The sequence below is a fragment of the Kitasatospora sp. NPDC002522 genome, assembly GCF_053595195.1.
In genome coordinates, this window is record NZ_JBSFXE010000026.1 from 87425 (window position 1) to 111765 (window position 24341).

The following is a 24341-nucleotide window of genomic DNA, read 5'->3' on the forward strand; positions in this document are numbered from 1 at the left end:
CGGCGGACCTTCGGCCGCCGCACGGTCTCCCGATCGTCACGGTGCGTAGCGGAATCCCGTGCGCGGTGACACTGCGTTCAGTGTACTCAGCGGCCTCAGAGCTCGAGGTCGTCCCAGTCGCCGAGCAGGTCCGCCCCCAGCGCCTCGTCGCCCGGGGCTCCGCTGCCGTCGAGCGCCTGCGAGGACCAGATGGTCTTGCCCCTGGCGGAGTAGCGGGTCCCCCAGTGCTGGGCGTAGCGGGCGACCAGGAAGAGGCCGCGGCCGCCCTCGTCGGTGTCCTTGGCCCGGCGGATGTGCGGAGCGGTGCTGCTCCCGTCGGAGACCTCGCAGATCAGGGTGCGGGTGTGGAGCAGCCGCACGCGGATCGGCTCCTTGCCGTAGCGGACGGCGTTGGTGATCAGCTCGCTGAGGATGAGCTCGCTGCCGAAGGAGATGTCGTCCAGGCCCCAGTCCGCCAGCTTGCGCGCACAGGCGTTGCGGACCGGGCCCACCGCCACCGGGTCGCTCGGCACCTCCCACTCGGCCACCCGTTCCTGGTCGAGCAGCCGGGTCTGCGCGACCAGCAGGGCGATGTCGTCCTCGGGCCGGTCCGGTGGCAGGCCGTCCATCACGGCGGCGCAGACGGCCTCCGGCGAGCGGCCCGGCCCGCCCACGGTCCGGCCCAGGGACTCCAGGGCGGCGTCCAGGTCGCGGTGGCGGTTGCCCAGCAGCCCGTCCGTGTAGAGCACCAGCCGGGAGCCCGCGGGCAGCGTCGTCACGGCCGTTTCCACGGGCAGGCCGGCGCCGAGGCCCAGCGGCGGGGAGACCGGCGGACGCAGGAAGGCCACCGTCCCGTCGGGGTGCACCACCGCCGGCGGGGGGTGGCCCGCGGTCGCCGCGGTGACCTGCCCGGAGACCGCGTCGTAGACCAGGTAGAGGCAGGTGGCCCCGGTGATCGCCGGGACGTCGGCGTCGGCGCCGACCGCGGAGCCGGACGGGTCCGCCGCGCCGCCGACCGGGCGGCCGGTCCGGTCCTCGGTGTCGTCGGCCGAGGGCCCGGCCTCGTCCTGGACGTCGATGCGGGCGACCAACTCGTCCAGGTGGCTGAGCAGTTCGTCCGGCGGCAGGTCCAGGGCGGAGAAGTTGTGGACGGCGACGCGCAGGCGGCCCATGGTGGACGCGGCGTGAATGCCGTGTCCCACCACGTCGCCGACCACCAGTGCGACCCGCGCCCCGGGCAGCGGGATCACGTCGAACCAGTCACCGCCGACGCCCGCCCGTGCGGGCAGGTAGCGGTGGGCCACCTCCAGCTCCTCCTGCTCGGGAAGACCCCGGGGCATCAGGCTGCGCTGCAGGCCCACCGCCATGGCGTGCTCGCGGGTGTAGCGCCGCGCGTTGTCGATGCACGACGCGGCCCGGCCGGCGACCTCCTCGGCGAAGGACACGTCGTCCCCGTCGAAGGCGGGGGAGTCTCCGGCCCGCCAGAAGTTCACCAGGCCCAGGACCGTGCCGCGGGCCTGGAGGGGCACCACCAGCAGGGAGTGCAGGCCGTACTCGAGGATCTGCGCGGCCCGCTCGGGGTCCCGGGCCCGCCAGCCGTCGGCAGCGGCGAGGTCCGGCTCCAGCACGGACTGTCCCTCGGCGATGCCGGCCGCCATCGGCGTGGTGCCCACGAAGTCGATCAGCCGGCCGACCGGGTAGAGCGGGTGGTCCTCGGTGAGCCCGGCGATGGCGGTGCGGCGCAGCCCGGCACTCCGCCCGTCGGGCTCCTCGCCGCGCAGCACCGGGTCGCGCAGTTCGACGGTGACGACGTCGGCGAAGCCCGGGACGGCCACCTGGGCGAGCTCCTCCGCGGTGCGCGCCACGTCCAGCGTCGAACCGATCCGCATCCCGGCCTCGTAGAGCAGCCGCAGCCGCTCCCGGGCCACCTCCACCCGCCCGGTCAGGGCCCGCAGTTCGGTGGTGTCGCGCAGGGTCACCACGTTGGCGCGGTGCACGCCGAAGGGGGTGGTGGACCGCTTGTTCAGGGCCAGCAGCCGGTCGGCCGCCTGATGCACCTCGTCGTTGGCGATCCGGTCCGAGTGCAGGAGTTCGGCGGTTCGGGGGTCGAGGCCCAGGTCGTCGACGTGGCGTCCCTCCGCGTCCGCCGGCAGGTCCAGCAGCCGCCGGGCCTCGTCGTTGGCGAGCAGCAACCGGCCGTCGCCGCCGGTGATCAGCACGCCCTCGCGGACCGCGTGCAGCACCGCGTCGTGGTGCTCGTACAGGCGGGTCATCTCGGTCGGGCCCAGGCCGTGGGTCTGGCGGCGCAGCCGACGGCTCATCAGAGCCGTGCCGCCCGCGGCCAGTGCGACGGCCAGACCGGCGGTGGCCAGGAAGAGCGGCAGCTGGCGGTTGACCGCGTGCTGGACCGACTCCACGGTCACCGGTGCCGACACGATGCCGACGACCTTGCCGGTGGCGTCCTTGACCGGCACCGCCGAGACCACCGAGGGGCCCAGTGCTCCCCGGAAGGTCCTGGTGAAGGCGTTGCCCTGGGCGGCCTGGGCGTACGGGCCGATGACGTGTTTGCCGATCTGCGCCGGGTCGCTGTGGGTGAGGGTGATGCCGTTCAGCTTGTACACGATGATCGCGTCGACGCCGGCGGCCTTCCGGGCGTCCTCGGCGAGCGGCTGCAGGGTCGCGGTGGGATCCGCACTGTCCAGGACCGCGGGCAGTCCCGGGGCGTGCGCGAAGGCCTCGGCGGCGGCGATCGAGCGGTGCCGGGCGTCGGCGGTGGTCTCCCGACGGGTCTGCACCACGACCGCCGCCAGCGCCCCGGCGATCAGCACCAGCACCAGCAGCAGTTGGAGGAGGAACACCTCCCGGGCGAAGCTCCGCGAGGCCCTGGGCCGGCCACCACCCGGCCCGGAGGCCCCGGCCGGGTGGTCCGTCGAACCGGCCGGGGCCGGATCGACGGGCTCGGCTGCACCGGATCGGCGGGACAGCCGATCCCACGGCTTGACCGAATTCGGCCTCATGTACCCATTAATCACGCTCCGTCTCGGCCTGGCAAGGAACGTCACCCACCGTGGCCGACCATGCCGCCGGGGCACGCGCCTCGACGGCAGCTCGTCAGTCGCCGACGGGCCCCCGCCCTTCCCGTGAGCCGGGGGAGACGCCCGCCGATCCGACGTGATCCGAAGCCAACCCCTAGCCGACGGTCCAGTGCTGGAGCGCCGAGCCGGTGTCGGTCTGCTGGGTCACCTGGGCGCCGTTGGCGGTGGAGGCGGTGGTGAGCAGCAGGCCGCTCTTGACCGAGGCGACGGTGTATCCGCCGCCGGTGAGCGCGGTGACGCGCCAGCGCTGGTTGGTGTTGCCGGTGCAGGTCCACTGGATGATCGCGGCACCCGGCGAGGTCGAGCCCGCGTCGACGTCGGCGCAGAGCCCCGAGGTGCCGTTGACGAGGGTGTACGAGCCGTCGGACTGCTGGGTGAAGGTCCACTTCTGGTTGCCGTTGCCGAGCGGGGTCCAGGTGTCGAGGTGGGTGCCGGGGGTGGTCGAGCTGCCGGGGACCTCCAGGGCCTGGCCGCCGGTGGTGAGGGTGTGCACGCCGTTCAGGCCGCCGGAGGGCGCGGGCCAGGGGACGTCCGGGGCGGCGTAGTAGCCGATGCCGGCGGCGTCCCAGCGCGGGCCCTGCGCGGCGAGGCGCTGCTGGAAGCCGGTCCAGTCGTGGGTGGCCTGCGGCGACCAGCCGATCTCGGCGACGGCGGGCAGGCGCGGGTAGCTCATGTAGTCCGCGTACACCGAGGGCTGCGGGAACTGGCTGGTGGAGGTCGGCAGGCTGGTGCTGCCGGCGTAGGCGCGGTCGGCCCACAGCGCGGCTTCCACGCCCGCGATCTGGCCGGCCGGGACGACGGATCCGGTGCCGCTCGTCTTGGCGGTGCTGGTGGTCGGGTCCCAGTCGTACGCCTTCTGGACCGGGACGTAGCCCTCCCAGCTCAGCCCGTACGGCGTGGCGGAGTCGTACTTCATGTCGAGGTACGCGTGGTCGGACGGCGACATCACGAACCTGGCGCCCTGGGCGACGGCGTTGCGGACCGCGCTGATGCTCTTGGTCTCGCTCTTGGTGCCGACCGAGGCCCGGTCGGCGGCGTCGCCCCAGAACTGCATCACGCTGTTCGCGGGGACGGCGGCCTGGCCCAACTGGTGCCAGCCCATCACCGTCTTGCCGTTCGCGCCGACCGCGGCGGTGGCCGCCGAGACGTACGAGGCGTACTGGGAGGTGGTGGCCTGCGGGGTCTCGTCACCGCCGACGTGGAGGTACGGGCCCGGGGTGAGCGCCGCCAACGCGCCGATCACCGTGGTGAGGAAGGTGCTGACGTTGGCGGTGTGCTGGGCGTCGCTCAGGCAGTACAGGCTGATGCCCACGTCGAAGCCCGAGTACGGCTGCGGCGCGGTGTCGTTGCAGTTGAGGTTCGGCACCGAGGCCAGCGCGGCCCAGCTGTGGCCGGGGCCGTCGATCTCGGGGACCACCGTCATGTACCGGGACTTGGCGTACGCCACGATGTCCTGGTAGTCGGCCGCCGTGTAGTACCAGGAGGTGCCGCCGGTGAAGCCGCTCTGGGTGCTCGCGCCGACGGTGGTCAGGCTCGGGATCGCGCCGACGGCGATCCGCCAGCCCTGGTCGTCGGTCAGGTGCAGGTGGAGCATGTTGACCTTGTACGCGGCGGCCTCGTCGATGTACCGCTTGACCTGCGCGACGGGGAAGAACCGGCGGGCCACGTCCAGCATCACGCCGCGGTAGCCGTACCGGGGCGAGTCCGAGATCTGCACCGGCGCGACCGTCCACGGGCCCGGCTTGACGGTGGGCGACTCCGCGGCGGCGGGCAGGAGTTGACGCAGGGTCTGGACGCCGCGGAACAGGCCCTCCGCGCCGTGCGCGGTCACGGTGACGCCCCCGCTGCCGGAGGTCAGCGTGTAGCCCTCGGACCCCAGGCCGACCGGGCCGGTGGGGTCCAGCACGATCGCCTGGGCCTGCGGCTGCGCCGAGTTGACGACCGGAAGGGTGAAACCGGTGGCGGGTGCGAGCAGCCCGGCCAGGTAGCCGCCGACGGCGGTGGCGTCGGCGTCGGTGCCCACCACGTCGACGGGGGTCTGCGCGGTGAGGGTGAAGCCGCTGCCGGTGACGGCGGTTTCGGAGACCGGCTGCGGGACGACCGCGGGTGCCGTGGTGACCGCCGCGGCGGTCGGTGCGTACAACAGGGGCAGGGCGAGGGCGAGGCTGCCGAGGAAGGCGAGACAGCGCCCCGATCGGAGGGATCTCATCGGGAAGGGAACTCCTTGAGCGTCGGGACAGCCGCCCGGGCGGGCGGAAGCGGGAGGGGAGCGCGGCGCCGGATCACGGGGAGACGGTGACCTGGTCGACCGTCCAGAAGGAGCTGTTGGTGCCGGTGTAGCGGAACCGGAGCCGGGCGGTGGAGGCACCGGCGGGCACGGCGACGGGCAGCGACTCGACGCCGTTCAGGTCCGCGCCGTAGGACTTCAGCAGCTGCGGGGCGCCGCCGTCGAAGGAGACCGACACCTCGCCGGTCTGCGGGCCGTCCACCCGGTAGTCGGTCACGTACGAGACCGTCGCGGGCGCCCCGCCGGTCACCGGGAACGCCGGGCTGATCAGCGTGGAGTCGAACGGCCCGGCGCCGTGCGCCTTGTCGTCCCACTCGTCGGAGTCCGCGACGGCGAAGACGTCACGGGCGCGCACGTTGCCCTCCCGCCCCTGGCCGAGGTCGGTGTTGCTCCAGAACTCGTCGGTCGCGAACGCCCAGCCCCGCCACTCGCTCACCCCGCCGGACGGCATCGCCGAGTTGTCGATGCTCCAGCCGGTCGGCGCCGTGTGCGTCCACCCCTTCAGCGTGGACGGCAGCGCGGTCTCGTCGACGGCGCTCTGCAGCGAGCCGCGCAGCGGGCCGGACAGCGTGGGCGCCATCGGAGCCGCGTACAGGTTGCTGGTCGCGGTCATGCCGTCCGCCATCAGGCCCTTGACGACGGGCATCCGCGCCTTGTCGAACTTCGCGAAGGTGGCACCGTCGATGCCGATCACCAGCGTCTTGTGGCGCTTCACGGAGACGGCGGCGGAACCGGCGGCGGGCGCGGCCTCGGCCTGCGCCGCCACCACGAGGGGCAGCGCGGAGGCCGCGGCCACCGCGACCGCCAGCGGGGTGCGAAGGGAACGGGGAAGGTGCACAGGAGTCTCCCTGGGGAAGGCGATTCGAGGTGCGGCTCAGATGTTTGCGCAAACCTACGGGCGCCTGAGGCGTGCGAGGCCGTTCGGTCCAGGTTGTTGCGAGGTCGTGATCTTCCCGTCGACAGTCGAGCCCAAAGTCCCATCGTGGCACGGGTTTTGGATGCGCCCGCAGCGCTTTCGGTCGTCGACACCATGAAGTGCGACATAGCACCGGGCGCGAATTCCGTGTTCGCGCAATCAACAATCGAGTGCGTCCGGCCCGGTGTCGACGGCTCGGTGGACAGGTGCCATCCTCCGCCATGCCGATGTTTGACTATGTTTGTTCATGTGGATTTACGTGCAGTTAAGATGCGCGACCACTTGTCCATACAACTTGCCGATTGACTACCGGACAGTCCGAGCCGCCCGGCCCGGCCCCACTCCGGAGGACCCCCCTTGCGCCAGAACGTCTCCCCGCCGCGCCACCGCGCGCTGCGGTCACTCGCCTGCGCCGCGCTCGCCGCGACGGCGGTGATCGTCGGACTCCCGGCGACCGCCCACGCCACCACCAGCGCCAACCTGCTGCTCAACGGCGACGCCGAGACCTCCCAGTGCAGCCCCGGCGGCTGGGAGGAGACCACCGTCCCCGCGTGGCAGATCACCCTCGCCGACCCGGTGATCAACTGCTACGGCGTCCCCATCGGCGCCGCGACCGGCACCCCCGGCTCGCCGACCAAGGGCGGCGCCTACTTCCAGGGCGGTGCGCGCGGCACCTCCCGGATGACCCAGAGCACCGACGTCTCCTCGGCAGCGGCCGCCATCGACGCCGGCGGCGTGCACTCCACCCTCTCCGGCTGGCTCGGCGGCCTCACCACCTCCGCCGACGCGGCCACCGTCACCCTCACCTACCGGAACGCCTCCGGCGCGACCCTCGGCACCTCCGCCATCGGACCGGTCACCGCCGCCGACCGCGCCAACACCACCAAGTTCCTCCAGCGCACCGCCACCGCCTCGCTCCCGGCGGGCACCAGGTCCGTCCTCACCACGGTCGACCTCACCCTGACCAGCGGTCAGAACAGCGGCGCGATGGCCGACGACCTCTCCCTCACCCTCGACACGGCGGTCACCGCACCCACCCTCGCCGTCCCGGCGAGCACCGTGCCCGCCTACGACCACGTCTTCGTCGTGATGATGGAGAACAACAACTACTCCGCCACCTCGAACACCCTCGACGGCGGCGCCGGCATCATCGGCAACAGCGCGGCCCCGTACGTCAACGGCACCCTGCTGCCCAAGGGCGCGCTGATGACCAACTACTACGCCGGCACCCACAACTCGGACCCGAACTACGAGCAGATCGCCTTCGGCAACTCCTACGGCCGCAGCTTCAAGACCGGCAACGCCAACTGCATCACCGACCCGGCGTGCACCGCGACCAACAACGGGCTGGGCGACAACCTCGACGCCGCCGGCAAGAGCTGGAAGCAGTACACCCAGACCCAGACCGCCAACTGCCAGACCACCAGCAGCGGCGAGTACGCCCCCGACGACGTGCCGTTCTACTACGCGGCCAGGATGAAGAACGACACCACCTACTGCCAGGCCCACTGGCAGCCGCTGCCGCAACTGCTCACCACCGACCTCGCCGCCACCGCCACCACCCCCGCCTTCGTCTGGTTCGACCCCGACTCCTGCTACGACATGGAGGACTGCGGCATCGGCGCGGGTGACACCTGGCTCAGCCAGACCCTGCCCACCCTGTTCAACTCGCCGGCCTGGACCCAGCAGAAGTCCCTGCTGCTGCTCACCTTCGACGAGGACGGCGCGGGCGGCTACGGCACCTTCGGCCCCGGCCAGACCAACCAGGTGCTGACCCTGGCCATCGGCTCCCAAGGCACCGTCAAAGCCGGCTACCAGGACGGCAACCGTTACGACCACTACAGCACCGCGCGGACCGTCGAGGGCGCCCTCGGCCTGACCGCCACCATGACCAACAACGACAAGTGGGCCACCCCGTACAACGAGATCTTCACCAGCGGCCAGGCACCCGCCAACGACTTCTCGCTCACCGACAGCCCGTTCGCCGGGACGGTCAACCGGAGCGCCACCACCACCGCGACCGTCTCCACCACGCTGCTCACCGGCAGCGCCGAGACCGTGACCCTGTCCGCGACCGGCCTGCCGGCCGGGGTCACCGCCTCCTTCAGCCCGGCGACCGTCACCGCGGGCGGCAGCTCGACGATGACCCTGCAGGCGGCGTCCACCGCGACGCTCGGCACCGCCACCGCGACGGTCACCGGGACGAGCGCGTCCGCCGCCCACAGCGTGCCGTTCACCCTCACCGTGAACCCCGCGGGCAGCGGCGGAGGCGTCGTCTCCGGCGGCGTCTACCAGATCCTCCAGGGCGGCGTGGCGGTGGACGACCCCGGGTCCTCCACCACCCCCGGCACCCAGTTGATCGTCTGGGGCACCCACACCGGCACCAACCAGCGCTGGACCTTCACGCAGTCCGGCGACGGCTCCTTCGAGATCAGGAACCTGCTCTCCGGCCTGTGCGCCGACGACTCCGGCGGCTCCACCGCTCCCGGCTCGAAGATCGTCCAGTGGACCTGCACCGGAAACGCCAACCAGCACTGGTCGATCGTCCCGAGCGGCTCGTCCTACGCCCTGGTCAACAAGGCGAGCGGACTCGTCCTCACCTCCTCCGGCACCGCCAACGGGTCGACCCTGACCCAGCAGACCAACACCGGAACCTCCCTCCAGACCTGGTCCTTCACCAGGGTCGGCTGACCTCTCCCAGCCCGGCGTCCCCCCGTGGTTCAGCAGGCGATCGGCGAGGAACCCAGGGCCACGTCGTCGTACCAGAGCGTGTCGGCGCCGTTGCCGTAGGCCTCCCAGCCGAGGTCCAGGGTGACCGGCCGCGGAGCGGTGGTGCGGCTGAGCCACTGCTGGTCGATGTCCGCGGTGGGGACGCCGTCGTCGTGCAGTCCGGGCACCTGCTGGTCGTTCAACCAGGTGTCCATGGACTGCTTGGTGGTGTCCACGGCGAAGCGGACGCAGACCCACTGGTTCACCGGCAGCGGCACGCTCTGCGCGACGCCGACCGGACTCTGCGCGGGCAGCGTGGCGTCGTCGGACTCGCGGTTCCACTGCAGGGCGCCGTTCTGCCCGCCCAGCCGCAGGTGCTTGTGGCCGTCGTTCGCGTCCTCCATCGTGACCATGGCGACGTGGTCGGGCGGCAGCGCGGTGGTGTGGCGGACCCAGTACCGGACGTGGACCACGGGGCCGACGGCGGAGATGCTCCTGGTCGTCGCCGCGAACACGTGATTGCAGTAGCCGGCCTGGCCGTTGACCCGCAGCGAGCGGCCGCCGCCGTGGGCGACCGAGGTGTCGACGGTCACCGCCCCGGCGCCCGAGCAGTCGGGCGCGGCGACGGCCCAGTCACCGGTCAGGCTGCTGCCGCTCTGGTCCTCGAAGCCCGAGCACACCACGGCCCCGGCGCAGCCGGTGCCCCCAGTGCCGGTGGGGGTGGGCGTGGGCGTGGGTGAGGGCGTGGGTGTCGGTGTCGGTGTCGGTGTCGGTGTCGGTGTCGGGGTGGGCGTCGGGGACGTGGTGCCCGAACCGCCCTGGCAGGACGCGCCGTTGAAGGCGAAGTCGGTGGGGACGGGGTCGCTGCCCGACCAGGTGCCCTGCAGCCCGAAGGCCACCGAACCTCCGCCGGCCACGGTCCCGTTGTAGCTCAGGCTGCTCGCCGTCACGCTCGTGCCGCTCTGGCTCACCTGCGCGTTCCAGGCCGAGGTCACCTGCTGGCCCGCGGCGAACGTCCAGGTCAGCTTCCAACTACTCACGGCAGGGCCTGAGTTGGTGACCGATGCCTGCGCTGTGAACCCGCCGCTCCATTCGTTGGTCGTCCACGCCACCTGGCAGGCCGCAGCCGCGCTGCCCGTGCCCCAGGCCGGACGCTGACCGAACCCGGCCAGCAAGCCGAGGACCACCGCGAGCACGGCGAGCACGGCGAACACCATCCGTCGGCCGCCGTGCGCTCCCGCGTCACTTCGCACCATGCCGAACCTCCTTACGTCATCGGGTGCGTGTCTGTGGGTGGTACGGGCCCCGGGCCGGGGGTGCCGCCGCGTGCGGCGCTCCCGGCCCGCGGCGCGAGGGTCACGAGGCGGTGCAGGAGAGGGAGCCGGTCGGGAAGTTGTTGCCGGTGGAGTTGGCGGTGAAGCCGAGGGTGGTGCTGGAGTTCGCGGCGATGGTGCCGTTGTAGGCCGCGTTCTTCACTGTCACGTCGCTGCCGGCGGCGGTCAGCGTGCCGTTCCAGAGGTTGGTGATCGTGGTGCCGGGTCCCGTCTGCCACTTCAGCGTCCAGGAGCTGATCGGCGAGGAGTTGTGGTTCATCACCTCGACCGAGGCCTGGAAGCCCCCGCTCCAGGTGCCGACGACGCTGTACGTCGCCATGCAGCCGCTGCTCGGCATCGTGCTGGTCGGCGTCGGCGTTGCCGTCGGGGTGGCGGTGGGCCTTGTCGTCGGGGTGGCGGTGGGCGTCGCCGTCGGAGTGGCGGTCGGGGAGGACGAGGAGGTCGGCAGGTGGATGCCGGTCACCTCGCCCTTGCCACCGTCGAAGACGAGGTCGGAGCAGGAGAAGAAGTTCTCCTGGCTGTCCGAGCGCACCCACTGGATGAGCATCTCGGCGGCGCCGCTCCGGCCCGACGGGAGGCTCAGGTTCCAGTAGTAGTGACCGCCGTCGACCCCGGGGGTGCCCACCTGCGGCGGGTTGGCGACGGTGGTGAGCAGGCTCAGGTCGGCCCAGGCCAGCGGAGTCGTGGGGGACCAGCCCTGCTTGGTCAGGTAGACCCGGAACTCACCGGGGTGCGCAGCCCAGTTGGAGTAGTCGACCTCGATCGCGGCACCGGAGGTGAGGTGCGTCTTGGGCCAGTCGTCCCGCGCCGCGTTGTACGCGGAGAAGTCGTACGGCGACTTGTTGCCGGCGCTGCACAGGGTGCCGTCCGGGACGTAGCCCTGGCCCCGCCCGTTCGCGTTGGAGTCCAGCACGGCGAACCAGTTGTAGAGCGGGGTCGTCCCGCTCTGCGCAACGGCAGCCTGGCAGGCCGGGTTGGTCGGCGTCAGCGCACCGGTCCCGGTGAGCGCGTCCTGGTAGCACAGGTACGTCCGCGAACCCGGCACCATCGCCACACCGTGCGCGTGCGCCGGGGACAGTCCGAGCAGCAGCGCGAAGATCGTCGCGGCCGCGGTCGCGAGGGCCGCGACGACCGAGGAGAACTTGCGTCGTGACACGAAACTTTCACCACCTTGGTGGAGGGGGCCCGCCCGTCCCGTCCCGGCCGGGCAGGCCGTCTGACTGGGGAAAAGCCATGCTCATGCCATGTGTGAGCACCAATTTGGGAGCGCTCCCACGCCTCAAAGTAACGGGCCGTCAAGTGCGTGTAAACGGGGAGGTCTCCGGGGGCTGAATGGATCAATCCGATTGACCGGAAGGCGAGTTGAGCGGACGCCGCGCTGCTGCTCCTGCCTGGTGCCGGTTCGAGTGCGGTGATCTCGGGTCGGGCCGCCGTGAAGGCAGGTGGCCGTGAGGTGGGCGTGCGGCGTCATGGGCCTCTGGGGCGAGCGAGAGTTCCGCGATGCGCCTGGGCTTGGCTGCCGTTCCGGGACCGGGAGTGCCGGCACCTCGGCGCAGCTGCCGTCCGCACTCGCCTGCGCGGCGTGCGATGCCCGCGTTGCGCACGACCGGGCCCTCTCCTGCCCGGCTCTGATCGGGCGTCAGTGCTGTTCGCCCGTCACACCGCTGCCGCGCGCGGGCCGAGCTAGGGGCCTGCGCGGCCGGAGACACCTCCCCGCGGGACAGAACCACGAAAACCCGGCCCGCTCCGGCCTGACGAAGCGCAGAGGTCCCCCGAGTTCCCCCGGTGATGCAGCAGTTGACGGTGCTCGGCACCGCCATCCCCGCAAAGCCGGGGGGTGACCACTCCGGTCGTTTCGAAGTATTCGGCCCCTTCCACAGTTTTGACAGGCGAACCGCCGCACGCCTGTGAAACAGCCTTCTCATCAGGGCGTTGAGCCTCGACGCTGCCCTTACCCCCACGGCGGCGCCCGCGAAGCGCCCCGCGATGAAGCCAGCGAACAGGAGTTCTTAGTGCGACGCATCCTCCCCATCGGCGCGGTGGTCATCGTCCTGACCGCGGCCGGAGCGGCGGCCCAAACCGGGTCGGCCGCGGCCGCGCCCGCGCCCCGACTGGTCCCGGCCTCCTGTGCGACGGTGCAGGCCGGGCACGCCCACTGCAACGCGTTACAGCTGGTCGGCGCTGCGGCGTCCGGTACCGCCCAGCCCGCCGTGCCCAACGGCTACGGCCCCGCCGACATACAGTCCGCGTACGGCCTCGGCACCAACCCCGGCAGCGGCCAGACCGTCGCCATCGTCGACGCCTACGACGATCCGAACGCCGAGTCGGACCTGGCCACTTACCGGTCCCAGTACGGGCTGTCGGCGTGTACCACCGCCAACGGCTGCTTCAAGAAGGTCGACCAGCGGGGCGGGACCGCCTACCCCAAGGGCGACACCGGGTGGGGCACCGAGATCACCCTCGACCTCGACGCGGTCAGCGCGGCCTGCCCCGGCTGCCACATCCTGCTGGTCGAGGCCGACAGCAACCTCGACACCAACCTCGGCGCGGCCGTCGACGAGGCCGTGCAACTCGGTGCCAAGTTCGTCTCCAACAGCTACTCCGACTCCGAGTCTGACCTCCCGTCGGGCATCGACGCCCACTACAACCACCCCGGCGTGGTGATCGCCGCGGCGACCGGCGACTACGGCAGCAAGTCGGGCGCCAACACCCAGTACCCGGCGAGCTCGCCCACCGTCGTCGCCATCGGCGACACCTCGCTGCGGAAGGCGAACAGCACCCGCGGCTGGACCGAGACGGTGTGGGGCAGCAGTACGGCCGGCGCGCTCGGCACCGGCAGCGGCTGCTCGGGCAGCTTCGCCAAGCCCGCCTACCAGCAGGGCGTGAACACCTCCTGCGCCAAGCGCGCGACCTCGGACGTGTCGGCGGTCGCCGACCCGAACACGGGTCTGGCGATCTACGACAGCTACGGCCAGTCCGGCTGGCTCCAGTACGGCGGCACCAGCCTCGCGACGCCGGTGATCTCGTCGATCTGGGCCCTCGCCGGCGTCCCGGGCGCGAGCGACAACCCGGTCGCCTACCCCTACTCGCACACCGACAAGTTCAACGACGTCACCTCCGGCACCAACGGGCCCTGTGGCGCACCGATATGCACCGCAGGCACCGGCTGGGACGGCCCGACCGGGCTCGGCACCCCGACCGGCACCGACGCCTTCAAGGCCGGGAGCCCCCCCGCCGCCGCCGGCCGACGACTTCTCGGTGTCGCTCACTCCGGCCTCCGGCAGCGCCGCCCAGGGCAAGTCGGTCACGTCCGCGGTCTCCACCGCGGTCACCTCGGGCTCCGCGGTCAGCGTCCAACTGTCCGTCAGCGGTCTGCCCTCCGGCGCGAACGCGACCTTCAACCCGGCCTCGGTCACCGCCGGCAGCAGTTCCACCCTGACCATCGGCACCGGCGCGACGACGCCGGCCGGCAGCTACTCGGTGACGGTCACCGGCACCGCCGGGAGCACCGCCCACTCGACGACCTACACCCTGACCGTCACCGGGACCGGCGGGGGCGGCACCGTCACCGTGAACAACCCCGGTACCCAGTACGCCTCCAGGTACTACGGCCCCGTCATCCAGATCAGCGCCGGCGACAGCGCCGGGCTGCCGCTGACGTTCACCGCCACCGGCCTGCCGCCCGGCGTCTCGATCACCCCGGGCGGCCGCATCTCCGGCACCCCGACCGCGGGCGGCGCCTTCCAGGTGGCTGTCACCGCGACCGACAGCGGGGGTGGCACGGGCACGACGACCTTCACCTACCAGGTGTTCTGACCGGTCCGGGCTCAGCGCGCCGGTCGGGCTGAACGCGTCACGGACACCGGAACGTGCCGCCGGGCCCCGGATCCGTCCCGGGCCCGGCGGCCTCCGCGCTCCATCCCGGTCCGGTCCGGTCCGGTCGGCTCAGTCCCACTCCCAACGCATTCCCAGCACGCTCGGCGACACGTCCAGGGCGACCACATGGGCCAACTGGGTCCCGCCGACCCACACCTCCCGTACCCGCTGGTCCGGCGCGCGGACCACGCTGCGCTCATAGCGCCAGCAGCGGGCCGGAACCGCCGCGGGGTCGAACTGTACCTGCAGCACGTACTCGCCCACCGGCGCCGGGAACACGCGGTAGTAGTAGTCCACCTCGCCGAAGGCCATGTCCGAGGCCTCGTATTCGACGACCGCCGTGTCGCCGCGGTCCAGCACCCGGTCCAGCACCAGTTCGGCGACCAGGAAGCCGGCCGTGGCGTCGGCCCGGACCCGCCCGACCCTGCAGCCGCGAACAGCGCGCAGCCGAGGCGCCCGAGCGGCGGGATCCTCCTGCCGGTAGGTGACCGTGAACCGGGAGATCCGGTTCGCATGCGCGCGCAGCACCGCGCGCGTCGTCAGACCGACCTCTTCGCGGGTCGGCCCGACGGAGTAGAGGTCGTGGACACTCAGGCGGGTCAGGCCGTTGTGGACGGGGGTCTCGACGTCGTTCAGCAGCGCGTCGAACTCGGGACCGCCGCCGTAGGCCGCCGACAGGTCCAGTCCGCCGGCGGGATGGGTCAGCCAGCGGCCGCGAGGGCGCTGCGGTCCGAGCTGAGCCGTCAGGGCGTACTCGGGCAAGTCGAGTATCTTCTCCAGCAGATGGACGGCGCGCAGCGATTCGGGCCGCTCCGGACGGCTCCGCCCCCTGCGCCAGTAACTGAGGGTCGAGACCGATACGCGGGCTCCGTGGGCCGTCAGCCGGTACTGCAACTCATCCAGAGTCAGGGCGCTGGCCTCGATCGCGAGGTGCAGCAGCGCCGAGAACGGCCCGGTCCGCATCGCGTGCGCCAGTTCCCGGTCGAGCGTCTGCCGCCTCACCGAGTCCACGAGTGTCGAGTATGGTCGCTACCCACAACCGGGGGAAGGACGCCACGGGGACCGGGGCCCGCAGGTGGCTCGGACACGGTCGACGATCCGTCATGATGACGGCATACTGCGGGATCGCCACGCTGCTCAGGGCTCGCGGCAGCCGAGGACGCACTCGACGAACTCGCCAACGCGCTGGTCGAGCGCTCCCACAACCACCACTGCGGCTGGGGTCACATCGTCCGCTTCGCCGGCTGCGCCGCCGCCCGCATCGGCGATGTCTCCGGCGTCCGCGTCAAGGACATCAATCGCTGCCCGTACGGGCGGTGACCAGGCCGGACTCGTAGGCCGCGATGACCGCCTGGGCGCGGTCCCGGACGTCGAGCTTGCCGAAGATGCTGGTGATGTGGTTCTTCACCGTGGAGCTGCTGATGTCCATCGCCCGGGCGATCCCGGAGTTGTCCAGGCCGGTCGCCATCAGCCGCCACACTTCCACCTCGCGCGGCGTGAGATCCCCCGTCGCGACGGCGGGCGGCGGGGGGCTGTCGAGGGGCGCCCGGACGTAGGTGGAGATCAGTCGGGTGAGCAGGCGCGGGGCGACCGCCGCCTCCCCGGCGTGCACGGTGCGGATCGCCGTGGCGAGGTCCTCCGGTGAGACGTCCTTGGGCAGGAACCCGTGGGCACCGGCCCGCAGCGCGGCCACCACGTACTCGTCCATGTCGAAGGTGCTGAGCGCGAGGACCTTGCATGAGGGCACGGTGCGGGCCAGCACCTCGGTCGCGTCGACACCGTCCAGGACCGGCATCCGGATGTCCATCACCACGACGTCGGGTCGTAGCCGGTGGGCGAGCGCGACGGCCTGCTCGCCGTCCTCGGCCTCGCCCACCACCTCGAAGGACGGGTCCGGCGAGAGGATCAGGAACAGCCCGCGCCGGACCAGCGGCTGGTCGTCCACCAGCAGGACCCGGATCGTCGTCGGCGTCTCGGTGGTCGTTGCGGTCATCGGGCCACCCTCCCGTGCTGGACGGCCGCCTCGGCGGTCTCGTCCGCGGCCAGTGGCAGGTCGGCCAGCACGGCGAAGCCGCCGTCCGGCCGGGGCCCGGTGGCCAGCGTGCCGCCGTGCAGGGCGACGCGTTCGCGCATGCCGATCAGGCCGTACCCGCCGCGGTCCCCGGCCGACGGCCCGGCGTCCTGGGGCGTGACGCCCAGGCCGTCGTCCCGCACCTCGACGGTGATCCCGTCCGCCCGGTACGTCAGCCGGACCGTCGCGCTGGCCGGCCCCGCGTACTTGCGGGCGTTGGTGAGGGCCTCCTGGACGATGCGGAACACGGTCAGGCCGACGGTCGGCGGCAGCGGCACCCGGGGGCCGCGGATGTCGAGGTCGGTGGGCAGCCCGGCCCGGCGGGAATCCTCCACCAGCCGTTCGAGGTCCTCCGTCCCGGGCTGCGGCGACGGCGGGACGGTGTCCGGTTCGTCGCCGGCCCGCAGGACGTTCAGCAGCTGGCGCATCTCGCGCAGTGCAAGCCGTCCGGAGGACTCCAGGGTGACCAGGGCGTCCCGGACCACCTCCTGGTTGCCGAGGTTGGCCCGGGCGCCACCGGCCATCAGCTGCATGGTGGTGATGTGGTGGGCCACGATGTCGTGCAACTCCCGGGCGATGCGGCGGCGTTCCTCGGCGACCGCGCGGTCGGCCAGCAGTTGGCGATTGGCGGCCACCTGCCGTTGCCAGCGGGAGACCGCGGCGCCGGCGCCGGCCACGAGCGCGGTGGAGAGGACGGGGGCGAGGACCTCCTCCCAGGACAGCGCGCCGAACCGGCTCTGGCTCAGCATCGTGGTCACCGCCGTCACCACGCCGGCGGCCGCCGTGACGGGCGCGGAGCAGCGCCGGGCGGCCGAGTAGACGGCCACCGTCAGGACGGCCCCGTAGTGGATGCCCATCGGAGCCACCACGTTGATCAGCGCTTCGAGGACCAGGACGGCGTAGAGCACCAGCGCCGGACGATGCCGCCGGGCGAGCAGGGGCAGGCTCGACAGGACGATGAGGACGAAGCCCGACGCGGTGACGCCGCGGCTGCCGTCCACCTGGTTGACGAGCAGGTAGGCGACCAGGTCGAGCACGCCGGCGGTGACGGCCACCAAGGCGTCGGGTTGACTCCACGGGCTGCCGTCCGTCCGTCCCGGCGCGCCGCCGTCCGTCCGGCTCGGCGTGCCGTCGTCCGTCCGGCTCGGCGGCGCTGCCGCGTCCGCTCCGGGGCGCTGACGCCCGTTCATCTCGGTCCTCCCGGGCTGATCAGCCATGATGCCCCCATTCTGGCATCGCCCCGCCGGGCCGGGCGTGGTCCCCGCGGCCGAGAGCGACCGGCCCGGAACCAGGACCACGGTCCTGGTTCCGGGCCGGCCGGGGGAGCGGGGCCCCGACCCCGGATCGTCCGCTGCCCGGACGCCCGGCACCCCTCTCACCTGATGGTCTGGAAACCGGCCGGGAACCCCCGGTACCGAAGCCGACGTTCGCGTCCATCAGCCGGAGGACACCGTGATCCGCGCACTGACCCGATTTTCCACCAGACACGCCTGGAAGGTGATCGCCCTCTGGGTGGTGCTGGGCATCGGGCTGGGCGTGCTGAGCCCGATGCTGATCTCCCGCGTCACCCAGTCGCAGAGTGGCGACTTCCTGCCCAGCAGCTACGACTCGGCCGCGGCGCTGCGGATCGCCGAGGAGCAGTTCGGGGTGAAGCCCGACGCCAGCACGGTGACGGTGCTGGTCGCCCGCACCGACGGCAAGGCCCTCACCCCCGCCGACCAGCAGCGGATCGAGGCGGAGGCGGCGAAGCTCGGGCAGCGCCGGGTGGTCATGCCCCGGAAGGAGGACGAGCCGGAGTTCCTGGTGCCCGACCACTCCCAGACCCCCCGGGTCGCGCCGGCGATGGTCGCCCCCGACCGGAGCTTCGAACTGCTCTCCGCCGAGCTGACCGGGAACGCCACGGACCAAGGCGTCCAGAGCGTCTACCGCGCCTTCCGGGACGGTGCCCGCGCGCAGTTCGGCGAGGCCGGGATGCGCACCGGCTTCACCGGCGGCCTGGCCGAGGCCGCCGACACCGCCGACGCCAACCGGACCGCCACGACGATCGGCGGCGCCCTGGTGATGGGCCTGATCGTGCTGCTCAACGTCCTGGTGTTCCGCAGCGTGCTCGCCGCGCTGCTGCCGTTGCTCGCCGTCGCCATGATCAGCGGCGCGGCCAACGGGGCCGTGGCCGGCGCCGCGGCGCTCACCCGACTCAAGCTGGACGCCTCCACCCCGGGTCTGATCGCCGTGGTGCTGCTCGGCATCGGGATCGACTACCTGCTGTTCCTGCTCTTCCGGTTCCGCGAGCAGCTGCGGGCCCGGCCCGACCAGCCCGCCCGCGAGGCCGCCGCCGAGGTGTCCGGCCGGGTCGGCACGGCGATCACCTCGGCGGCGCTGACCATCGTGGCCGCCTTCGCGACGCTGGGCGTCGCGAGCTTCGGCCAGTTCCGGTCGCTCGGCCCGGCCATCGCCGTCGCCGTCCTGGTCATGCTGCTGGGCAGCCTCACCCTGATGCCGGCCCTGCTCGCCGCCTGCGGCCGCCGGATGTTCTGGCCCTCCCGCAGCCTGCGCCGGGAACCGCGCGAAGGCGTCGCCGCCCGCTACGGCGCCCTGGTCGCCCGCCGTCCGCTGGCGATGCTCGGCGCCTCCGTCGTGCTGCTCGGCGCCCTGGCCGCGGGGATGGCCGGGATCCGGATGGACTACGGGCAGGGCGGCGGCTCCGGGACGCCGGCGGCCGTGACCGCCACGGAGATCTCCCGCGCGCTGCCGGCCGGCGTGTCCGACCCGACCAGCGTCTACGTCACCGCCACCGACGGCGCCACCCTGGACGCCCGCCGGCTCGAGGGCCTCTCCCGTGCGCTCGGCCAGGTCGAGGGCGTCGGCCAGGTGGGCGGCACCGTCCTGAACGCGGACCACCGGGCCGCCCGGATCGACCTCTTCCTGACCGCCGAGCCGCAGAGCCAGCGGGCCCGCGACCTGGCCTCCGGCCCGGTCCGCGCCGCGGTGACCGCGCACACCCCGGCCGGGACGAGCGCCCACGTGGGCGGCACGGCGGCGATCTTCGCCGACATCTCCCGCGCCGTCGACCACGACCTGACCATCGTCTTCCCGGTCGCGGCCGCCCTGATCGCCCTGATCCTGCTGCTGCTCCTGCGCAGCCTGCTCGCCCCGGTGGTGCTGATGCTCTCCGTCGGGCTCGGCTTCGCCGCCACCCTCGGCGCCTCGACCCTGGTGTTCCAGCACCTGCTGGACAAGCCCGGTGTCAGCTTCACCCTCCCGCTGGTGCTGTTCCTGTTCGTCGTGGCCCTGGGCACCGACTACAACATCCTCATCACCGACCGGATCCGCGAGGAGACGCAGCACCCCGGGCCGGTCCGCGGCGCGGTGGCCCGAGCCGTCCGCCACACCGCCCCGGCGATCGCCACGGCGGGCCTGGTGCTGGCCGGCTCCTTCGCCACCCTCGCGACCACCCCGGGCAGCGAGCAGGTCGCCTTCGCGCTGACGCTCGGCATCCTGCTCTCCGCCGTCGTCCTCTCGCTGGTCCTGGTCCCCGCCGTGGCCGCCCTCCTGGGCCGCACCCTCTGGTGGCCGCTGCGGCCCACCCCGCGCCACGGCCCCACCACCTCGGTCCAGGCCCCGGCCCCGGACCGGATCCCCGTTCCCTGACCAGCCCCCGACCGCCACGGTGCTAGACGTCCTGGTCAAGGAGCACGGCGCCTGGCGCGTCGGCGCCGCGCAGGACACCGTCGCGGTCGACTGACCACCCCGCCGGCGATCGGCGCTCCGACCTGACGCCGCCTCGCCGACCGGGGTGTTGACCGACCGTCAGCCCTGCAGCCGGTCAGCCCTGCCGCCCGACCCGCGCGGAGGTGTCGGAGCGGTTGACGACGATCTTTCCGAACGGACCGCCCGTCATGTAGTAGCGGTAGGCGTCCACGGCCGCGTCGAACGGGAAGACACGGTCGATCACCGGCCGCAGCCCGTGCGTTGCGATGAAGGCATTCATCGCGGTGAACTGCGCACGGCTTCCGACGGCGACGGTCCGGACGGTCGCGTTGGAGGCGAACAGGGCGCTGGGATCGAGGGGCACGGCGGCTCCGCCGACGAAACCGACGCACGCGATCGTGCCCGTCATGGCGATGGCCCGGACCGACTCGCGGAGCAGGCCCGCGGCGTCGACGATGTGGTCGGCGCCCCGCCCGCTGGTGAGCGTGCGGACCTCGGCGGCCCAGTCGGGCGTGGCTGAGTAGTCGACGACCTCGTCCGCGCCGAGGTCGCGCAGCCGCGCGGCCTTGGCGGGACTGCTGGTCGTCGCGATCACGCGCGCGCCCAGCGCCTTGGCGAACTGGAGCGCGAAGAGGGAGACACCGCCGGAGCCCTGTACGACGACGGTGTGGCCGGGCCCAAGGCCCGCTCCGCCGCCGGTGAGCGCGTTCCACGCCGTGACCGCCGCACACGGCAGGGTCGCCGCCTCCTCGTACGACAGGTGCGCCGGGACGGCCACCAGGGAGTCCGCGTCGAGCAGCGCGAACTCCGTGAGCAGGCCGTCCAGGGAGCCGCCGCGCTGTGCGAGGTGCTCGACCGCGAAGGGGCCGTCCTGCCAGGACGGGAAGAGCGTGGAGGCGACACGGTCGCCGACGCGTACCCGGTCGGCGCCCGGGCCGACCGCGACGACCTCCGGCCCTCGGTCGGACGTCCCCTCGAACACCAGGAGACCCCGGCCCCGCCGGGGTCTCCTGGTGGTGTGTCAGGAGGCGGTGCCGGTGACCGTGGTGCCGGACTTGGTGAGGTGGTAGGTGACGGTGGCACCGGTCCAGAAGCGGAAGGTGAGCGTCACGGGGGCGTCGTCCTTGAGCGACTTGAGGAAGTCGGCCTTGACGGTGGTGGTGTCGGCGACGTAGTCGGCGCGGTAGTTGTCGAAGGACTGGTAGGTGGTCCAGGAGGCCGGGCCGGCGGCGGTGCCGTCGGCGTACGTGGACTCGACGTTGGCCATCAGGGAACCGTTGAACCGGGTCGGGATGGTGAGCCCGTCGATGGTGCCGGTGGCATCGGACAGCACTGCCTGGCCGTAGGAGCGCACGAAGAGCTTCCACGGGACGCCGTTGGAGTAGCGGACCTCGAGGGTGGCGTTGACGCCGGTGGCGCGGTCGCCCGCCAACCGGGTGAGGGCGTCGGCGGTCAGGGTGAGCCGGTCGCCGCTGAGGGTGTAGTCGAGGGACGGGGTCAGCGGGGTGTCGCCCTGCCACAACCCCGCGAACGAGAGCCCGTTGGGGTTCAGGGTGATGGTCTGCGCCGGGATGGCACCGGAGGCCGGCACGAAGACGTTGTCGGAGGAGGCGGTGCCCGAGCGGGTCCGCCAGGAGGTCTGGATCAGGGCCTTCATCTCGGGGACCATCCACTGCATGGTGGAGCGGTTCAGGAAGTCGTTGGCGGCATCCCAGACGGCGGTGGTCATGCCGTTGGCCCGCGCCTCGTAGCTGACGTGCTCGAAGTACTTCAGCATCTCCCCGCGCTCGACCACGCCGGAGTAGGGCGAGGTGAGCAGGCCGAACTCGCCGAGGTAGACGGGGACGCCCTTGGCGACGAAGGTGTTGTGCACCCGGGCGAAGCCGTCGTGCAAATCGGCCTGGGCCGTGGCGTCGTAGGTCGGGCCGTTGGCGATGTTCACGCTGAACGGGTACCAGCTGTAGTAGTGCACGGTGGCGACCAGGTTGCGGTCGTGCAGCGTGTTCATCGTGGTCGACAGGTCGTCGAGCCAGTGCTGGGCGTTGTTGGTCTCCTCCGAGGGCAGGACGAGCAGGCGGTCCTTGTTCTGGCCGCCGCTGCCCCGGACGATGCGGTGGAACGAGGTGTTGAGCTCCCGCAGGTACTGGGTCTTCTGGGCGTCGGTCGCGTTGGAGAACTGCGGCTCGTTGATGCTTTCCATCAGCAGCGCACGCGGCTCGTCCTTGAAGGCGGCGGCGATCTGCTGCCAGGTCGCGTCGAACCGCGCCAGCACGTTGTCGTGGTCGGCGGACATGTTCGCGATCCACTGCCAGGAGTCGTGGTGGACGTTGATCTCGACGTAGAGGCCGTCCGCCAGGGCCCAGTCGACGACCTGCTTGACCCGCGCCATCCACGCCGCGTCGATGGTGTAGGGGGCGGTGGCGGACTGGTGCGGGTACCAGGAGACGGGGATGCGGACGCTGCGGAAGCCCTGCGCCTTGAGGCCGTCGAAGGTGGCCTTGGTGGTGAGCGGGTTGCCCCAGGAGGTCTCGTCGGGGAGGGCGTCGAAGGTGTTGCCGAGGTTCCAGCTGGGCTGCATCTGGGCCACGGCGGCCATCGGGTCGGTCGGGACCCGGACCGGCCGGGGCCGGTCCTTGGCGTGGTCGGCCGGTGCGGCGACCGCGGTGCCGCCGGCGAGGCTGCCCGCGGTGACCAGGGCCACCACGAGGCCGGCCGTCCACCGGAGTCGGCGGCTGCGCGGGTGTGCGGTCTGCTGTGCGTCGTTCACGAGTAGTCCCTTTCGCGCGGAGTGATGAAGAGCTGACGGGTGGTCAGGGAAGCGGAATGGCTTCGTAGTCGAACCGGTCGAAGTGGACCGTCCCGGCCGCGGCGTACATGCCGATGACCCGGCCGGTGAAGCCGCCGGCGACCTCGGTGGACAGGTAGCGGCCGCCGAGCGAGGCGAGCACGGTGAAGGTGCCGTCCGGCTCCTCGATGCCGAAGGAGAGGGTGTCCGGTCCGGTCCGTGCGCCGCGCGGGGGCTCCGGGGCGATCTCCAGGCCGAGCACCACCGCTCCGGTGGGCACCGGCACGGAGGCGACCTCGCTCCGCAGCGAGCCGACCCGGGCGAGGACCTTCACCTCGCCGCCGCCTGCTTCGATCTCGTAGTGGTGCTCCTCGTCCAGCCGGACGGCCAGGCCGCCGCGGCCGTCGGTGGGGTCGATCAGGGTGCGGGCGCGGCAGGCGAGGTGCTGCTGGCGGCGGCCGACGAACACCGCGTCGGGCTCGTCGAGGGAGGCGCCGGCGGCGCGGAGGGTCAGCCAGCCGGAACGTTCCTTCGTGGTGCACAGCTGCTCCGGGCGCTCGCGCACCGAGATCCACTGCCGGTCCAGCTCGGCCTGGTCGAAGTCGTCCCGGGCCGGCACCTCCGGCACTGGGTGCAACGGCCAAGAGGGGGTGGGCAGTTCGAGGGTGACCTCGCCGACCACCGGCCAGCCGTCCACCCACTCGACCGGGGTGAGGAAGGTCTCCCGGCCGAGCACGTGCCAGCCAGGGGTGCCGCCGCGCGGCCGCACGGCGAGCAGCACCATCCACCAGGAGCCGTCGGGCGCCTGGACGAGGTCGGCGTGGCCGGTGTTCTGGACGGGGCGGGCGGTGCTGCGGTGGGTCAGGACCGGGTTGTGCGGGCAGGGCTCGAACGGCCCGGACGGGGTTCGGCCGCGGGCGACGGAGACGCCGTGGCCGCGTTCGGTGCCGCCCTCGGCGATCATCAGGTACCAGTACTCGCCGATCCGGTACAGGTGCGGGGCCTCGGGGGCGAGGGTGCCGGGAGTGCCGGACCAGATCCGCTGCGGCTCGCCGAGGACCTCGCCGGTCGTCGGGTCGAGCCGGACCTGCGAGACGCCGGCCACGGTGACCCAGCAGGTGCCGTCCTCGTCCCAGGCGAGGTCCGGGTCGATCCCGGGGACTCCGGGCATGTGGACCGGGTCGGACCACGGACCGGCCGGGTCGGTGGCGGTGAGGAGCATGTTGCCGCGGTCGCTGACGTTGGTGACGATCAGGTGGAACCGGCCGTCGTGGTGGCGCAGCGTGGGGGCGTAGATCCCGCCGGAGGAGGGCTTGTCGAGCGGGAGCCGCAGCTGGCTCGGGCGGTCCAGGGCGTTGCCGATCTGCCGCCAGTGGACCAGGTCGCGGCTGTGGAAGACGGGGATGCCGGGGAAGTACTCGAAGCTGGAGCAGGCGAGGTAGTAGTCGTCGCCCACGCGGCAGACGCTGGGGTCGGGGTGGAAGCCGGGGATCACCGGGTTGGGGACGGTGCCGGTCGGCTGGGGCTGGTCTGACACGCGGTCGGTTCCTTTCGGGGCTTCGGTGCAGGGTTGGGCGTGAT

15 protein-coding genes are annotated in these 24341 nt (G+C 72.4%); 3 read left to right on the plus strand and 12 right to left on the minus strand.

Features of this window, described 5'->3' with window-relative positions; translation table 11 throughout:
* Positions 1 to 95: 95 nt before the first annotated feature.
* The 3 genes from ACWD4U_RS22230 to ACWD4U_RS22240 all read right to left on the minus strand — a co-directional run bounded on the left by ACWD4U_RS22230 (position 96) and on the right by ACWD4U_RS22240 (position 6199).
* A complete protein-coding gene (locus tag ACWD4U_RS22230; protein ID WP_449787268.1) occupies positions 96 to 2996 on the minus strand; it encodes a SpoIIE family protein phosphatase in 2901 nt (966 codons plus the stop codon).
* 172 nt (positions 2997 to 3168) lie between these two features.
* Positions 3169 to 5283: a family 20 glycosylhydrolase gene (locus ACWD4U_RS22235; RefSeq protein ID WP_363454103.1), complete on the minus strand. Its 2115-nt coding sequence runs from the start codon at positions 5281 to 5283 to the stop codon at positions 3169 to 3171.
* Positions 5284 to 5356: 73 nt separating this feature from the next.
* A complete protein-coding gene (locus tag ACWD4U_RS22240) occupies positions 5357 to 6199 on the minus strand; it encodes a hypothetical protein (protein WP_363454101.1) in 843 nt (280 codons plus the stop codon).
* Between the two features lie 435 nt (positions 6200 to 6634).
* Between ACWD4U_RS22240 and ACWD4U_RS22245 the strand changes: the two genes are divergently transcribed.
* Complete coding sequence (locus ACWD4U_RS22245) at positions 6635 to 8968, plus strand: RICIN domain-containing protein (protein ID WP_363454099.1); 2334 nt, start codon at positions 6635 to 6637, stop codon at positions 8966 to 8968.
* 29 nt (positions 8969 to 8997) lie between these two features.
* Here the strand turns inward: ACWD4U_RS22245 and ACWD4U_RS22250 are convergent, their stop codons facing one another.
* From ACWD4U_RS22250 to ACWD4U_RS22260, 3 genes are all read right to left on the minus strand, one after another.
* Positions 8998 to 10242, minus strand: coding sequence for a cellulose-binding domain-containing protein (locus ACWD4U_RS22250; RefSeq protein ID WP_363454097.1), 1245 nt, complete (start codon positions 10240 to 10242; stop codon positions 8998 to 9000).
* A gap of 100 nt (positions 10243 to 10342) precedes the next feature.
* Complete coding sequence (locus ACWD4U_RS22255) at positions 10343 to 11476, minus strand: lytic polysaccharide monooxygenase (RefSeq protein WP_363454094.1); 1134 nt, start codon at positions 11474 to 11476, stop codon at positions 10343 to 10345.
* A gap of 1527 nt (positions 11477 to 13003) precedes the next feature.
* Positions 13004 to 13183, minus strand: coding sequence for a hypothetical protein (locus tag ACWD4U_RS22260; RefSeq protein WP_363454092.1), 180 nt, complete (start codon positions 13181 to 13183; stop codon positions 13004 to 13006).
* Positions 13184 to 13890: 707 nt separating this feature from the next.
* On the opposite strand from ACWD4U_RS22260, the gene ACWD4U_RS22265 reads away from it, so the two are divergent.
* Complete coding sequence (locus ACWD4U_RS22265) at positions 13891 to 14136, plus strand: putative Ig domain-containing protein (protein WP_449787270.1); 246 nt, start codon at positions 13891 to 13893, stop codon at positions 14134 to 14136.
* A 129-nt stretch (positions 14137 to 14265) separates the two neighbouring features.
* On the opposite strand, the gene ACWD4U_RS22270 is transcribed toward ACWD4U_RS22265, so the two are convergent.
* The 3 genes from ACWD4U_RS22270 to ACWD4U_RS22280 form a co-directional block, all read right to left on the minus strand.
* Positions 14266 to 15207: a hypothetical protein gene (locus ACWD4U_RS22270; RefSeq protein ID WP_363454088.1), complete on the minus strand. Its 942-nt coding sequence runs from the start codon at positions 15205 to 15207 to the stop codon at positions 14266 to 14268.
* A 283-nt stretch (positions 15208 to 15490) separates the two neighbouring features.
* A complete protein-coding gene (locus ACWD4U_RS22275) occupies positions 15491 to 16189 on the minus strand; it encodes a response regulator transcription factor (protein ID WP_363454086.1) in 699 nt (232 codons plus the stop codon).
* Entirely contained in the window at positions 16186 to 17457 is a 1272-nt protein-coding gene (locus tag ACWD4U_RS22280; protein ID WP_363454084.1) for a sensor histidine kinase, read from the minus strand. The genes ACWD4U_RS22275 and ACWD4U_RS22280 overlap by 4 nt, the downstream gene beginning before the upstream one ends.
* A 262-nt stretch (positions 17458 to 17719) precedes the next feature.
* Here ACWD4U_RS22280 and ACWD4U_RS22285 point away from each other — a divergent pair, with 262 nt between their 5' ends.
* Positions 17720 to 19915, plus strand: a complete 2196-nt coding sequence (locus ACWD4U_RS22285; protein WP_363454082.1) for an MMPL family transporter — start codon at positions 17720 to 17722, stop codon at positions 19913 to 19915.
* Positions 19916 to 20090: 175 nt separating this feature from the next.
* Here ACWD4U_RS22285 and ACWD4U_RS22290 read toward each other — a convergent pair whose 3' ends face one another.
* The 3 genes from ACWD4U_RS22290 to ACWD4U_RS22300 are packed head-to-tail and all read right to left on the minus strand — an operon-like array spanning position 20091 to position 24297.
* Entirely contained in the window at positions 20091 to 20957 is an 867-nt protein-coding gene (locus ACWD4U_RS22290) for a zinc-dependent alcohol dehydrogenase family protein (RefSeq protein WP_363454080.1), read from the minus strand.
* 39 nt (positions 20958 to 20996) lie between these two features.
* Positions 20997 to 22742 (minus strand): cellulase family glycosylhydrolase, encoded by a 1746-nt coding sequence (locus ACWD4U_RS22295; RefSeq protein ID WP_363454078.1) that lies wholly within the window; start codon positions 22740 to 22742, stop codon positions 20997 to 20999.
* A gap of 43 nt (positions 22743 to 22785) precedes the next feature.
* On the minus strand, positions 22786 to 24297 hold the full coding sequence (locus tag ACWD4U_RS22300) for a glycoside hydrolase family 43 protein (RefSeq protein WP_363454076.1): 1512 nt from the start codon (positions 24295 to 24297) through the stop codon (positions 22786 to 22788).
* Positions 24298 to 24341 lie beyond the last annotated feature (44 nt).